We start from the raw sequence: 13,596 nt of genomic DNA, 5'->3' as shown, positions 1-13,596 counted from the left end.
AAGCGCCCTTATGGCAATTCGAAACAGTTTCGGCCGCATTGACTACTTCCGGAATTCACAAGGCCGCATGAAACGGCGCTTGAAACCAGAGCTCTGCAAAAACGAAATACGGCTTCCGATATTCTTGTTTTTCGGTAGCAAATCTCGAGCCTTTTCTAGAAGGAGCAATGCTTCGGCTTCTTTGTTTAGTTTCACATATGCTTCAGCACAAACTCTCAAAACATTTGCTGATTCAGGTTTTTGGGTGATCACAGCTTCGAACAATGCGATCGCCTCTTGGTAATTGCCTCCATTGAACTTCATCCAACCATTAAGCAGATTTTCCTTCGTTGTAACGGACTTCGAAGGCACCTTCACGGTGTTCTTGACCTTAGCTTTTGAATCAGTTTTTCGATCTGTGCCTCTTTCCAACCTTACCTTCGGAGGATCAACAGTCACCTTATCGGCATTCATGACTCCAGCATTGAGATCATTCTCCAGATGGACATCGAACGTGCTCCGAGCATCGACTTCTATATCAACAATCTGAAAGTAAATTTTCTCATTCTTTGATCCCCTCTCCCAGACATTGAAATAGATGAAAAATTCGGTGCATGCAGATTCCAATTCAACGATCCGCTTGTCACCAACACCTTTCTGACGGATTACTTCTTGGCCCTTCTGAGAAAAGAATTTCAGCTCGGATGAATTTTCGGCCAACAATTGCGATTCTCGAAAAACAAATCAAATTCGTTTCGTCGTTCGGTTAGGGGAAATTGCTAACGCGCTCAAATTTTTATGAGCGTAGAAATTCACCCCATGTGGGGATCGCTTTTTACCGAAACTAGAAAATCTATATAATAGAAGTGACCATTGATTAAACCGGATGTGCTTGATCTGATTCCGGGGCAAATTAACTCCCATAGTCCCTCGAATGGAATAGGGTATTTGCCTCTCAAATAAATTCTGCAGCAACTTCTGGCTACGGCATCTTCGACAACACATTGCCCATAATCCCTTCTGGTTCGGACGGCCCACACACAACCCGCTTCCAAGTTTCGGCTAGTTCAGGTGTGATCCGCGCAGCATCGAACTGTTCTAATGCGATTTCCCGGCCCCTAGCTCCAACTCTTACCCTAGTTTCCTTACACAGCGTCCGTTTCAGCACATCCACCCACTCGTCAACTTCTCCCGTGTGTTTGAAAAAACCATCCTGATTTTCTACCAAGCTCTCGGCATAGCCTGTTTTGAAGCTAAATATCGGTTTTGAATACATCAACCCTTTGACCAATCTTGAGGAAAGCCGGTATTTATTGAAAGTGTTCGGTACCCCAGGAGCGCAAATGACATCGGCTAATTTGATAAATTGGTTATAACTTTCCTCACCCAGTCTACCTAGGCAGCGGAATTCAAATCCGAGCTCTTTATCCACTTCAAGTTTACCTATAACAAAGAGAACAATCTTCTCCGACGTGACTTCCTGCAGACGCCTTAGTGCTTCCACGAAAAGCGGATACTCATCTCAATATTTGTAAATGGTACCATTCACGAAATAAATGAGGCTATCCTGGTCCAGACCTAGCTCAGTCAGAATCTTGGAACGATTGATTTCGGTTACCGGGGAAAAATCATAATCTTCGAAACGAACAAAAGGAGGCAAGAGATCGCATTTAGTTCCGAATCTGCCCTCAAGTCTTTCACCCATCGGGTGCCAAATCGAGGCAAATCGATCTGCCTTCAAATACATGATCGAGCGCAGAACCGGATCAACCCAGCGGTCGAAGTCTGGATCACAAACCATCCTGGCAAAATGTCCCAAATTGATCATTTTGAGGAGCTTTGCGACATGGCTGTCTTTGACGACCTCTTTGTCGAGGACATCCAGTATGGCCAAATCCGATTTCGGTTACTTTTGTTCAAAAGGGATGAACTCGTCGTCCTCGGCCTGTACAACGAGCTTCGCTTGATATGAGATGCAAAGCTCCAATGCTGCACGCATCGGCTTGGTCCGCACTCCTGCCTCAAAAATCAGGTTGGGCTGAAATCGCTTCATTTCATCCCGCAACTCCTTACTCAGCAATAGACCGTCGAAACTAATCGTCGCCCATCTCACACCTCGATCAAAGGGAGCACAGGTGCCCTCGGCCAAGATATACACTTTATGCCCTAATTTCAGCAACTCCAGAGCCAGATCATGAAGGTAGTATCCAGTCCCCCAACTTGGAGAAGCATGGACAATAACCACTCTCAACTGTGTCTCTTCGATCTGCAAAATTGAAGAGACAGGTTCATTGCTCAAAGAAAATTTCAGATTGGGTGCTCCATTCTGGAGCTTCTCTGCAATTAGTGACTTGGTTTCCGCAACAGTTTCCGAGATATCGATCAACTGTGAATATAACAAGCTAGTGCTCCAATAATCCGAGAATCAAACGGAAAAACCTCGCGACGGACTAAATAGCTCCCAGCGCTCCTCCAGCGCAGGAATACCTACCCCCGCTCTAAGACCGACTGCATCAAAATACGAAGAATAATGAAAACCAGAATTCCTATGACCAGTATCGTCACCGACATATACATACGCTTAGGAAGGACCGCGTCCTCAGGAAGAAAGGGTGTTTGAATCACCGTGAAAAATTTAGAATTCGCAATAGCTTCGTTCCGGTTCTTTTCGAGCAGCAATTCTGATCCAGCCAGCAATTTCGCACGAAATTCGATCTTCTTTTTCACAAATTCAAATTCTTGGGAAATTTTGTTCAGACGATCCTTTTCCGGACCCGATAGTTTTGAATTCTCGATTTCAATCAATTCTTCGATGGAGCGTAACTGACTTTCAAGTAGATCAATTCTAGGTGAATTTGGTGAATCTCTCACCAATGAGGCAATCTCCGCCTTTGTGGAAAGCATTTCCAACCTCATACTTTCAATGGCCGAAATTGCCGAAGTGATCATCTGTTCAGGGCTGATGAAATTGTGTCTATTTTGGAGGTTTGTGAGTTCGTGGTTCGCATCATCCAAATTCTTGGCAGCTCGCTCAAATTCCTTGTGAAGGAACTCGAATTGTCTATCGGCAATTTGCTGATTGACCCTATTAACGAATTCTTCAGACTCCTTGAGCAAAAATCGAGCGATCTCCTCCGAATATTCCGGTGAGAAAGACTTAATTGAAATTACGGTGAGACCCGTCTCATCGTTATAATGGGCCGAAATACAATCGCGGTAATACTCCAACCTCTCCTCTAGATTTGAATTCGGATTCAGCCGGAAAAAGAAATCTGTCTCCGGAGCGCTAAAGTGTTTCTTGAGATCAAACCTTTCTTCCAATTCCAAAAGTAGATCCGCTGAGGCAATGTAACTAATGGCGATTTTTGAATCAAGTGATCTTGAATCAACCAGTCCCGGCAATGCAAGCTCCAAGAGACCGGCATCGGCGACACTACTTTTATTTTCAGAGATTCTGAATTCAGCAGTGCTTACATAACGATCTGCCGTGAATGCCCAAATATATAGGATTGAGGCTATAAGAAGAGCGAAGTATACGAAGGAAGCTAACTTCGCTGAGAGGCTGAGAAACGCCCCCGACGTCTTCCCTTTTTCAAATTTTGGTTCCATAAATTATTATCCTGTAGTTCTCGGATTTTTGATTTCGTCTATAATGTCCAGTGTCTTATTTGCCACCTTCTTCGTCGCTTTCTTTGCGACCTTTTTAGTGGCCTTTTTTGCGACTCTTTTTACTGCCTTCCTAGCCCTGACTACCGATTTTTTTCCCGGATTCACATATCGGGTATATTCTGCGATCGCTTCGTTGATGTCCTCAAAGTAATCCGCTTTCCCGTCTCGCAACAACAGAGCCGACTCACAAGACTCCTTCAGAGTTTTCATATTATGTGAGACAAAGACTAGAGATGCACGTTGTTTGAGCTCTTCAAAGGCCTTCTTCGCCTTTTCCCTGAAAATCATGTCTCCCACTGAGGTCAACTCGTCAATCAAGTACACATCAAACCGGAAAGACATCGAAAGGCCGAAAGTAAGCCGTGCTCTCATACCAGAAGAATACGTGTTTACCGGCATCTCGAAATACGCTCCCAATTCAGTGAACTCGATAACATTATTGATCACAATTTGAATCTCGGAACGATTCAGTCCGTTGATACGACAGACAAACATCACATTCTCTCTTCCGGTAAGTGACCCTTGAAACCCACTGGCAAGACCGAGAGGCCAGGATACATCACAATCAGTTGTAACCTTTCCGCTATTCGCAGATTCAGCCCCACCAATCAACCGCAGAAGGGTTGACTTTCCGGCACCGTTCGGCCCAAGTATCGCTATATTGGTGTCTGTAGGAATAACCAAAGACACATTCTTGAGGATATATCTTCTTCCTCCATTGACCGGATAATACTTGGTAACATTGTGCAGTTCTATCATTTTTGAGGACTCCGGTTACCTTTGGCTCAAGAAGTTTCTATTCAACTGGAATACAATCAAACCCACTGCAAGCAGCGTTATTGCGATGCAGAAAGGATACAAAAGGTTCGTGTCTCCGGCATTGTAGAAAGGGAAAATTGCCTTCCTGCTCTGTTCGATCGTGTGCACCAGTGGGTTGTAAAGTAGAATCTCTTGAGCCGCTTGCGGAAGAACTGTGATTGGGGCAAGGACTGCTGAAATAAACATCAGCGGAGATTGGATCAACATCACTACTTTCTCGACCTCCTTGAAATAGGCGGCCGCCACTCCAAAGACCAGTCCCATGCCGCAACCGGAGAGCCAAGTAATTACGGCTGCTCCAAGCAGCATATGTAATTGTGCGAGAGAGAATTCAACCCCAAGCCACATTGAAACACAGCAGAAGAGTATGAAAGAAAAGGACGTCGTCAGGAGCTGAAATATGAACCTTGCCAGAAAGGGGTCCAATGGTTTTACCGTTTTGTAAACGAGGAGGCCTTGGTTAGAGCTGATCGTCCTTACACCCACATTGAGACTTCCGCTGAACATCTGCAACAGGATCCTGCCATTCAGGAGGAAAAATGCGTAGGGTATTTCGGGCACTGTTTTCCCCACAATCCCTCCAATAACCAGCCCAAGCATGATAGTGCTGATCAACGGTTCGACCAGCATCCACACAAAGCTTAGCTTATACTTTCCAAATCTGGTCGCCACCTCTCGCTGGAGAAGAGCTGTAATGACAAGAATTTGCGTCTTCCACGCGGATCTTACCCTAATTTGAATCAACTCTGCCATCCGCTGTAAAAATTTCCTTCACCCCTATCTGGATTGTTCCTTGGAAGCACTATAGCGCGCGACAACCGAGTACATCATTCGAGCTTTCTGCGCAGAAACTCCGTATGCAAGTAACAGTTGTTCGAATAGCCTGTCAGCCTCTTGGCGGGTGATACCAGGCTGAGTAAACAACCAATCGTGGTAAACCGCGCTCCAGGTCTCGGGATAATCTACTCCATCACCCAGTGAACTCTTAATATAGTCAGGGGCGGTAATCCCGTTGGAAGAATATCCTTTTGGTACATCCCAAACTCGACCATTCAATTTGATTTTCCAAGGCTCTGATACCCGGTAATGTCCGTTTTGTAACTTCGTTAGCTGTGGCCTATCGGGTTGGCCGCTAATTACGTTCGGCGGTTTCTGCGAAGAGTTATTATTGCGGATAGGCACAGAGTTGCCCGGCCGATATGGCTCAATAGAGCATGACATAATTCCTACCATTGATGCAGCCAGAAACAGAGGACACGGTAGAAGCTTCAGAATTCGAAAACTCCCGGTATTTTTAAAAATCTGCAGTGCGTTGTACATTATAAACTGACTGGGATAATGGGACTAATTGCTTTATCAGGCGCGACCAACGAGCTAGTGGCGCCTCTGTAATGTAAACCAAATCTTCTCCTGCGATCGGAAATCGCTGCGTAAGGAAGACAGCTTGCGGCTGTTTGAGATCAAAGGTATATACCGTGTCTGGATCACCCTTCCGAAAGATAAATACACCACTGGGGTCGGAACGTTCTTCATCGAGTCCCGTTGCTGCGCCCAGTGCATCTGCAAGCGTAGGAGCAGGTACAGGAAAAGGAACTGTGGTTGGGCGATTAATCGCTCCCATTACGTAAAATCTGTTGGATGTGTCTGTCGTTACGCTCAGCAAATCACCCTCCTCAATCGAAAAGGATTTCTTTCTGAAACCAAGATAGTCTAACACAAAGTCTCGGTTATTTCTCCTCAGTGTATATTTATACAAGTGTTCAGACGACGTCGGTCCCCCCGATGCGGCAAGGAGATCGAGCGATGTGAAATTTTCACGCTCCAAGCTGACCGGCCCCGGATTTTTAACCTCCCCTATCACGTTTGCTGTTTTTGGAATCCTTTCTGTCCGGCTCACCGAGGCACGTGCAGAATTAGAAATTGGTTTCAATCTCCGATTCAGCTCTGTTGAAATTTCAGATAGAGTCAGATCCGTAACCGTGATTTCGCCAACATATGGCAATACGACAGTTCCCTCTTTTGGAACCTCTATCGGACCGAAACCATACGGTTCTCCGCGAGTATAAAATGGGCTGGATTCCGTGAGGTCCGTAATCGTGAAATGGAGTGAATCCCTTGTCCTTACCTCATCGTGATAACCACTTCCCTTAACAGGCTGCGGGATACTTCCTAGTCCGTAATATCGGTCTTTATTCGGAATATCGGCTCTAGATTTCACCTCCACGATGAGGTAGGATTTATCGCCCTCCTCCATGATATCTCCCCTCTGAGGCCCGGTTTGGGACATATAGGCACATGACGTAATTGAAAAAATGATTCCGACCAATGAATAGCGGACAGGAAAAAACCTAGGGAACGTCATGGGAAGTTTATCGTAGAAAAAAGCTAGAAGGTGTCGATTTACGGCGGCCTTGCTGGGACGGTTGAAGAGCTTTTCACATCCAGTGTCAAGATCGGGTTATCTTGGTGTTCTCCACCTTTTCGGAACAGAATCAGTGGCTTCCAAGCTTCCCAATAGTTATCAGCAGCTCTAAAAAACCTCCCTTGGCCTTTTCCGGACGCACGCTAGAGTCTCCCCAGTGATCTCTCCGACAACCGTCATAATTTCGGTCCTACCGATCTACTTTCTCATCATCGGCGGCGCGTTCCTTAGAAAAATTGGAGTCCTTCGCAAGGATCACGATGAGGGAATCATGCACGTCATCTTTTCCGTGATGCTGCCCTGCTTTATTCTCGATAGAACCTTGGGCGCAGATATCCTACGAGATTTCAAAGTGCTGTTTACAGGTGCGGGGCTGGGGTTTCTTCTGATTATTGTCGGCATCACGATTGGATACGTCACCGGAAAATTCATTGGTCTGGCTCCGGGCAACGGGAGGCGAACTTTCGCACTGACAGCCGGTTGTCAAAATTTCGGATTTACCGCAATCCCCGTGGTCGAAATCCTTTGGGGGGCCTCTGCGGTCGCTGTCTTATTCGTGCACAACATCGGAGTGGAAGTCGCGATCTGGTCGGTTGGCGTCATGCTGATGTCAGGTGAACGAGGTATCCGTTGGCGTCGGCTGGTCAATGGCCCTATTGTCGCGGTGGTCATCGGTTTGGTTCTGGTTTCGCTCAGGGTTGACGATAACATCACAGGACCTGTTCGCTCTGCTATCTCGATGATCGGTATCGGGGCCTTCCCGCTGGCAATTCTGATGACAGGAGCGTCTATCATCGATCTTGTAGGCACTGAAAAACCTTCGTGGAAAATAATCTCCGCGTCACTCGTTGTCCGGATCATTATTGCACCGATCACAATTTTACTCTGCGCCAAATACATCCCCATGGCAGTCGAACTCCGGCAGGTCCTGCTCGTCCAGGCGGCAATGCCTGCAGCGATGACACCGATACTCCTTGCGAAGCTTTACGGTGGCCGCCCGGCTATTGCGGTACAGATCGTGGTAGGCACCACGGTTGCTTCCATCTTCACTCTGCCCTATATAATCACCTACGGCATCCGATTCCTGCAGCTCAGCGAGTTTGCGAAATAGGCCGCCATCAATTTTTCTTTTCCTGATTTCCCTCAAATGTCTCATTCTTCCACTTCTGAAACACCCGCCATCTCGCTGGAACCTGCTATCAGCGGGCAGCTTTCACCCGATGAACGCATGGGTCTTTTCCAGCAATTCATCGAAAATGGTCAGCAAACCATTCTTGCTCAGCACCGCGAAGGAGCAGGCGGAGTAGAAATCGCTGAAGCCAGGTCCCACCTCATCGATACACTCATCGCTTCCATTCTTGAAGCTACTATCAGAGCCCAGAAGATCGAAACATCTCCAATGGCACTGGTTGCTACCGGAGGATACGGCAGAAACACACTCAATCCTGGCTCAGATATTGATCTCCTGTTTCTACTTCCCCGTAGCTCTTCCAAGCTTCCGAAGAAAATCCAGGAACTGGTGCAACGAATTCTCTACGTTCTCTGGGACATGGGATTCAAGGTAGGCTACTCATGCCGCTCGATTGCCGAATGCATCATCGAAGCACGTGCGGATCAGCAGAACTTCACATCACTCCTGGATACGCGGCTCGTCGCCGGAAACGAGCTCCTATACGAACGCTTCACCGCCCGGTTCGAAAAAGAATGTCTCGGAAAAAACCAGATCGCCTTCCTGGAAACACGCCGCCAGGACCTGCGTTCACGCTACAAGAAATCCTCATACACAGTCTTCCTACAGGAGCCTAATGTGAAGGAATCATGCGGTGGCCTGCGCGATTACCAGAACATACTCTGGGTCGCCCGGGTCAAAACCGGATCGCAGGATATTGAAAAGCTAGTGGAGGAAAAAATCATCACCCCTAGCACCCTACTGGAGCTACAGGAGGCATATGACTTCCTACACCGCGTCCGGAACGAGCTCCATTATCACACGGAGAAATCCACCGATATCCTCACCCTCCAGCTCCAGGGCGTCGTGGCCACGGCCTTTCGCTACCCACAGAAAAGCATCCTGCGCCGCACAGAAGCATTCATGCGCGACTACTACCGCCACACCCGGCACATGTACCGCCATACAAACTCTATCATGGAGACTTTCAAGATCGAGGACGAGCAAATCGCCGAAACCGGCCTCCGCTCCTACCTAACTTTCCGGAAGAAAAATCGCGAGGAATTCGACGGATTCGTAGCTCGGAACGGGCGTATTTATCCGGCCAACCAGGACATCTTCAAAGAAGATAAACACCGCTTGATGCGCCTCTTCCAGCACACCCAAGTTCGTAACTTGCGCCTTTCCCCACAGATGCGCCGCCTCATTGCCAATCATTGGAAGGAAATTGACCGTCCATTCCGCTATCTCAAGGCAAACAGGGAAACCTTTCAGGCAATTCTGGAACGTAAGGGTGAAGTGGCCAGAATCCTGCGCCAAATGCATCGCATCGGCTTTCTCGGCCGCTATTTACCCGAGTTCGGAGCGCTCGATTGCTTGGTTCAGCACGAATTTTTCCACCGTTACACGGCTGACGAGCATACGCTCCGCTGTATCGATGAATTGGATAAGCTTATCGATAACTCCAATCCTCGTTTCGATATCTTCAAGCGATTTTTCCACGAAATCGTTGATCCCTACGCGCTCTATCTGGCTTTGATTCTCCACGATACAGGCCGCTCCGAAAACGTGCGGGAACACATCGACGGATCGGCGATGCTCGCTGTAAAACTATGCTCAAGACTACAGATCAAAGGCAGCAGGCGCGCGCTTATCATGTTCCTGGTCGACAACCACCTCACGTTTTGGCGCACGGCTACCACCAAGAATCTGGAAGACCCGGAGGTGATCGCCGAATTTGCCGCAATCATGAAAACACCGGAAAATCTCGATGCACTTTTCCTGTTCACATACTGCGACACAAACGGCACAGCACCGGATGCCTGGAACGGTTGGAAGGAATCACTCATGCTCCAGCTGCACATAGCCACCCGCCGCTTTTTGGTCGAGGGACGCGAGACCTACACCAAAAAGCTGAACACGGACCGCCAGTCCCTCCTGAAGGATGTCACCAAACTCATGAAGGATGAGCACAGCAAGGATATCAAACAACACTTCGACCGCACACCGGCAGCAGCATTCGCATATCGCGAAGCTCACTTCATCTCCTCACAGATCCAAGCCGTCCGCAGCCTTCTCGAGAGCGAGGCCAGCGGGAAAAACGGGGATGCGATGTCCGTCAAATGGATTGATCAACCACAGAAAGGCTATTCCGAATTGCTTCTGGCCACCCGCAATCGTCCGCTCCATTTGGAGAAACTTTGCTGCGCCCTTGCCTCGGAGCAGATCAATATTCTTTCCGCGGATCTTTTCACACGCACGGATGGCATTGTTCTGAACATCTTCCGCGTTTGCACCACGAACTTTGAGCCAATATCCAATACCTCCACCCGGAAACGCTTTCTGGCGACATTCAACGAATTACTCGAATCCCAGAATCACAAACCGGAAGATTATCTAAAAAGGAAAACCAATTTCCTAAAGAAACGCACCGAGTCCACTCTCCCTGTACCCGTCCGCGCGAATATTTCCAACCTGCTCCACCCCACGTGTACCACGGTGGAAATCCAGGCACTCGACCGGATCGGGCTCCTCCACGATCTATTCCAGACTGTGAACGAAGCAGGCCTTGATACCTCCCACGCCCGTATCTGCACGGAAAAAGGCGTAGCAATGGACACACTTTACATCACAACAGGAGATCAGAAGAAAATAGAGGATCCGGAACTCATCTGCTCACTGGAAGAAAAATTCAACCAGCTGATCTCGCGTCCGGAAACGAGCTAAGCCCGAACATTTTCCCTTAAAACATAGGCTTGAATACCTCTGCCATCCCAAATCAGACTCCCGCCCCTTTTCAAGGAAACAGCACCATGCCTTCAAAACAAGAAATCCGTGTCTTTGCGCCAGCAACCGTAGCCAACGTCGCCTGCGGTTATGATGTCCTTGGCTTTGCCATCGACTCACCTGGCGATGAAATTGTCGTCCGCCATTCTGACAAACCCGGCCTTCAAATTACCAAAATCACCGGAGACGGCGGGAAGCTTCCGAAGGATCCTGCAAAAAATACCGCAGGTGTAGCCGCACTGGATCTTCTCAAACATCTGGGAATGCTCGATCACGGGATCGAAATGGAAATCCACAAGAAGATGCCCTTCGGTTCAGGCCTCGGCTCATCCTCCGCATCCGCTGTTGCCGGTGCCTACGCTGTTAACAAATTGATTGGAGAACCTCTTTCCAAACGCCAACTCCTTCCCTTCGCAATGGCCGGGGAAGCCTCGGCTGACGGAGCATGGCATGCCGACAACGTGGGCCCGTGTCTCCTCGGCGGCATAGTCTTCATCCGCTCAAACGAGGAGCTGGATATTGCACAAATCCCCGCCCCGAAAAACCTTTGGGCCGCTGTCGTCCATCCGGATATCGAGATCCTCACCAAAGTAGCCCGTGAAATACTTCCAAAGGAAATTCCATTGGAAAACGCAACCCAGCAGATCGGCAACCTCGGCGGCCTCATCTGCGGCCTCATTCAGGAAGATTATGGCCTCATCTCCCGCTCCATCCACGATGTGATCGCAGAGCCCCGTCGCCAAAAACTTATTCCCGACTTTTATAAGGCGAAACGTGCTGCACTTTCAGCCGGTGCACTCGGCTTCTCCATTTCCGGCGCCGGCCCTTCTGTTTTTGCACTCTGCGAAGGCGAGGAAATCGCCCGGAAAGTTGGCATCGCCGTGGAGAAGGTATTCTCCGCCATTCCGGTGAACTGCCAGGTCCATGTATCCAAAATCAACCCTCGCGGAGTCCACGTCGTCGAGGGTTAATCCAAGAGAAAGCAAACTGATTTCAAGTGAAATACAATTCCACCAACAATTCCACCAACAATCCATCCCACCAGGTCGACCTCAAGGAAGCTATCCTTCGCTCCCTTCCGCCCGATAACGGCCTCTACATGCCAGATCAGCTCCCGACCCTCGGGGAAGATTTCTGGGCAATCTCCCGCGAACTCAGCTTTCAGGAAATCGGCATCGCCGTGGCTGATGCATTCTTTGGTGAGGATGTCCCGCTCGATGCGCTGAAGGAAATCGTCGATGGCACACTCGCCTTCGATGCACCACTGGTGACTCTTGCCCCCGGCGACCACATTCTAGAGCTCTTCCATGGCCCCACCCTCGCCTTCAAGGACTTCGGTGCCCGCTTCATGGCCCGCCTCATGGCATGGCTTACCCGTGACGAGGACCGCGAACTCACCGTCCTCGTAGCCACCTCGGGCGATACCGGCGGAGCTGTAGCCTCCGCGTTTCACAACGTTCCAGGCACACGCGTCGTCATTCTCTACCCGAAGGGGAAAGTCTCTGGGCTTCAGGAGAAACAGCTCACCGCAATCGGCGGGAATATTACAGCTCTGGAAATCGAAGGCACCTTCGATGACTGCCAGGCATTGGTGAAAAAAGCATTCCTCGAGCGCGAAGTTGCCGAGCGCATGAACCTTACCTCTGCGAACTCGATTAACCTCTCCCGCCTCGTCCCGCAGACATTCTATTACATCCACAGCGCCAGACAGCTCCCCGAAGGTGTCCGGCCAGTCTTCGTAGTCCCTTCAGGGAACTTCGGAAATCTCACCGCCGGCCTACTCGCGAAAAAACTCGGCCTGCCCGTCGAGCACTTCGTAGCCGCCACAAACCGCAACGACGTAGTCCCGGAATACCTTAGGAACGGAAAATACGAGCCACGCCCAAGTGTCGCCACTATTTCCAACGCCATGGACGTCGGATCCCCGTCGAATTTCGTCCGTATGTCTTCCCTGTTCGAAAATTCCTGGGACGAGATGAAATTAAGTATCAGCGGCATGTCCTTCTCGGACGAAGTCACCCGCGCCGCAGTCCGCGAGGTCAATTCCCTTTACGATTATCAGATCGATCCACACGGAGCTGTTGGCTGGCTCGCCGCGGAGAAATACCGCGCACTTCACCCGGGCTCGGTCACCATTACCCTGGAAACCGCCCATCCCTCGAAATTCCCGGACATCATGGATGCGGAACTCGGCCTCGGAGCCGTCGAGATCCCTGAGCGCTTGGCAGTTCTTGCCGATAAGGAAAAAGTAGCCACCACACTTTCCAAGGAATGGGAACCATTCCGCGATTGGCTGGAGGCAAATATCCGTTAATAAAACTTCAACTTGCAGTTTTCGGAAAAACACCACAAGTTTCACAAACGTCGCCGGGGTGGCGGAATTGGTAGACGCGCTTGACTTAGGATCAAGTGTCTTTTGATGTGCAGGTTCGAGTCCTGTCCCCGGTACCAAACATTTTCTGGATTATGATTAACGAACTCAAAGTACGCCTCACTGGCCTCGGTCTTTCTGACGAAATGGCCACCAAAGCCATCGAAACAGTAGCCGACTTCGCAAAGGGCAAACTTCCTGCTCAAATGCATCCGATGCTCGATGACGTTATGGCGGGGAAAACACCGGATCTCGGCTCCCTCGGTGGACTTCTGGGTGGCTTCAAAAATCCTTTCGGTTAACCCCGAATAATATGCGATTCTTCAGAAATCGCTGAACAACCCAAATTAGGGTTACAAAAATTTCAGGGTCGAAGACTTC

At 49.2% G+C, this 13,596-nt stretch carries 13 protein-coding genes, 1 tRNA gene and 1 pseudogene; 6 read left to right on the top strand and 9 right to left on the bottom strand.

Going from position 1 to position 13,596, the window contains the following annotated elements:
* Positions 1 to 42: 42 nt before the first annotated feature.
* The 9 genes and pseudogenes from AAGA79_RS04470 to AAGA79_RS04430 all read right to left on the bottom strand — a co-directional run bounded on the left by AAGA79_RS04470 (position 43) and on the right by AAGA79_RS04430 (position 6,721).
* Entirely contained in the window at positions 43 to 699 is a 657-nt protein-coding gene (locus AAGA79_RS04470; RefSeq protein ID WP_411827575.1) for a tetratricopeptide repeat protein, read from the bottom strand.
* Between the two features lie 262 nt (positions 700 to 961).
* Positions 962 to 1,483 (bottom strand): hypothetical protein, encoded by a 522-nt coding sequence (locus AAGA79_RS04465; protein ID WP_411827574.1) that lies wholly within the window; start codon positions 1,481 to 1,483, stop codon positions 962 to 964.
* Positions 1,484 to 1,501: 18 nt separating this feature from the next.
* On the bottom strand, positions 1,502 to 1,873 hold the full coding sequence (locus AAGA79_RS04460; RefSeq protein WP_411827573.1) for a hypothetical protein: 372 nt from the start codon (positions 1,871 to 1,873) through the stop codon (positions 1,502 to 1,504).
* A gap of 12 nt (positions 1,874 to 1,885) precedes the next feature.
* Complete coding sequence (locus tag AAGA79_RS04455; protein WP_411827572.1) at positions 1,886 to 2,365, bottom strand: glycosyltransferase family 4 protein; 480 nt, start codon at positions 2,363 to 2,365, stop codon at positions 1,886 to 1,888.
* Positions 2,366 to 2,466: 101 nt separating this feature from the next.
* A complete protein-coding gene (locus AAGA79_RS04450; protein WP_411827571.1) occupies positions 2,467 to 3,588 on the bottom strand; it encodes a hypothetical protein in 1,122 nt (373 codons plus the stop codon).
* 168 nt (positions 3,589 to 3,756) lie between these two features.
* Positions 3,757 to 4,407, bottom strand: a pseudogene (locus tag AAGA79_RS04445) (ABC transporter ATP-binding protein); the annotation flags it as partial.
* 15 nt (positions 4,408 to 4,422) lie between these two features.
* The gene (locus AAGA79_RS04440; RefSeq protein ID WP_411827570.1) at positions 4,423 to 5,220 is read right to left on the bottom strand and encodes an ABC transporter permease; all 798 of its coding nucleotides are present in this window, start codon (positions 5,218 to 5,220) and stop codon (positions 4,423 to 4,425) included.
* A gap of 24 nt (positions 5,221 to 5,244) precedes the next feature.
* Entirely contained in the window at positions 5,245 to 5,688 is a 444-nt protein-coding gene (locus AAGA79_RS04435; protein ID WP_411827569.1) for a DUF1353 domain-containing protein, read from the bottom strand.
* A gap of 73 nt (positions 5,689 to 5,761) precedes the next feature.
* Positions 5,762 to 6,721: an SLBB domain-containing protein gene (locus tag AAGA79_RS04430; RefSeq protein ID WP_411827568.1), complete on the bottom strand. Its 960-nt coding sequence runs from the start codon at positions 6,719 to 6,721 to the stop codon at positions 5,762 to 5,764.
* Positions 6,722 to 7,046: 325 nt separating this feature from the next.
* Between AAGA79_RS04430 and AAGA79_RS04425 the strand changes: the two genes are divergently transcribed.
* From AAGA79_RS04425 to AAGA79_RS04400, 6 genes are all read left to right on the top strand, one after another.
* A complete protein-coding gene (locus tag AAGA79_RS04425) occupies positions 7,047 to 8,000 on the top strand; it encodes an AEC family transporter (protein WP_411827567.1) in 954 nt (317 codons plus the stop codon).
* A gap of 36 nt (positions 8,001 to 8,036) precedes the next feature.
* On the top strand, positions 8,037 to 10,784 hold the full coding sequence (glnD, locus tag AAGA79_RS04420) for a [protein-PII] uridylyltransferase (protein WP_411827566.1): 2,748 nt from the start codon (positions 8,037 to 8,039) through the stop codon (positions 10,782 to 10,784).
* An 86-nt stretch (positions 10,785 to 10,870) separates the two neighbouring features.
* Positions 10,871 to 11,815: a homoserine kinase gene (locus AAGA79_RS04415; protein WP_411827565.1), complete on the top strand. Its 945-nt coding sequence runs from the start codon at positions 10,871 to 10,873 to the stop codon at positions 11,813 to 11,815.
* Between the two features lie 26 nt (positions 11,816 to 11,841).
* On the top strand, positions 11,842 to 13,158 hold the full coding sequence (thrC, locus tag AAGA79_RS04410; protein ID WP_411827564.1) for a threonine synthase: 1,317 nt from the start codon (positions 11,842 to 11,844) through the stop codon (positions 13,156 to 13,158).
* A gap of 52 nt (positions 13,159 to 13,210) precedes the next feature.
* Positions 13,211 to 13,295: transfer RNA gene (locus AAGA79_RS04405), tRNA-Leu, on the top strand.
* A 15-nt stretch (positions 13,296 to 13,310) separates the two neighbouring features.
* Positions 13,311 to 13,517 carry a hypothetical protein gene (locus AAGA79_RS04400; protein ID WP_411827563.1) on the top strand — a complete coding sequence of 69 codons (207 nt, stop codon included), beginning with the start codon at positions 13,311 to 13,313 and terminating at the stop codon, positions 13,515 to 13,517.
* Positions 13,518 to 13,596: the final 79 nt, after the last annotated feature.

Source organism: Luteolibacter sp. AS25 (assembly GCF_046736275.1).
Lineage (GTDB): Bacteria > Verrucomicrobiota > Verrucomicrobiia > Verrucomicrobiales > Akkermansiaceae > Luteolibacter.
Note: the sequence above shows the minus strand (reverse complement) of the source record. Positions and strands in the feature narration are given on the sequence as shown.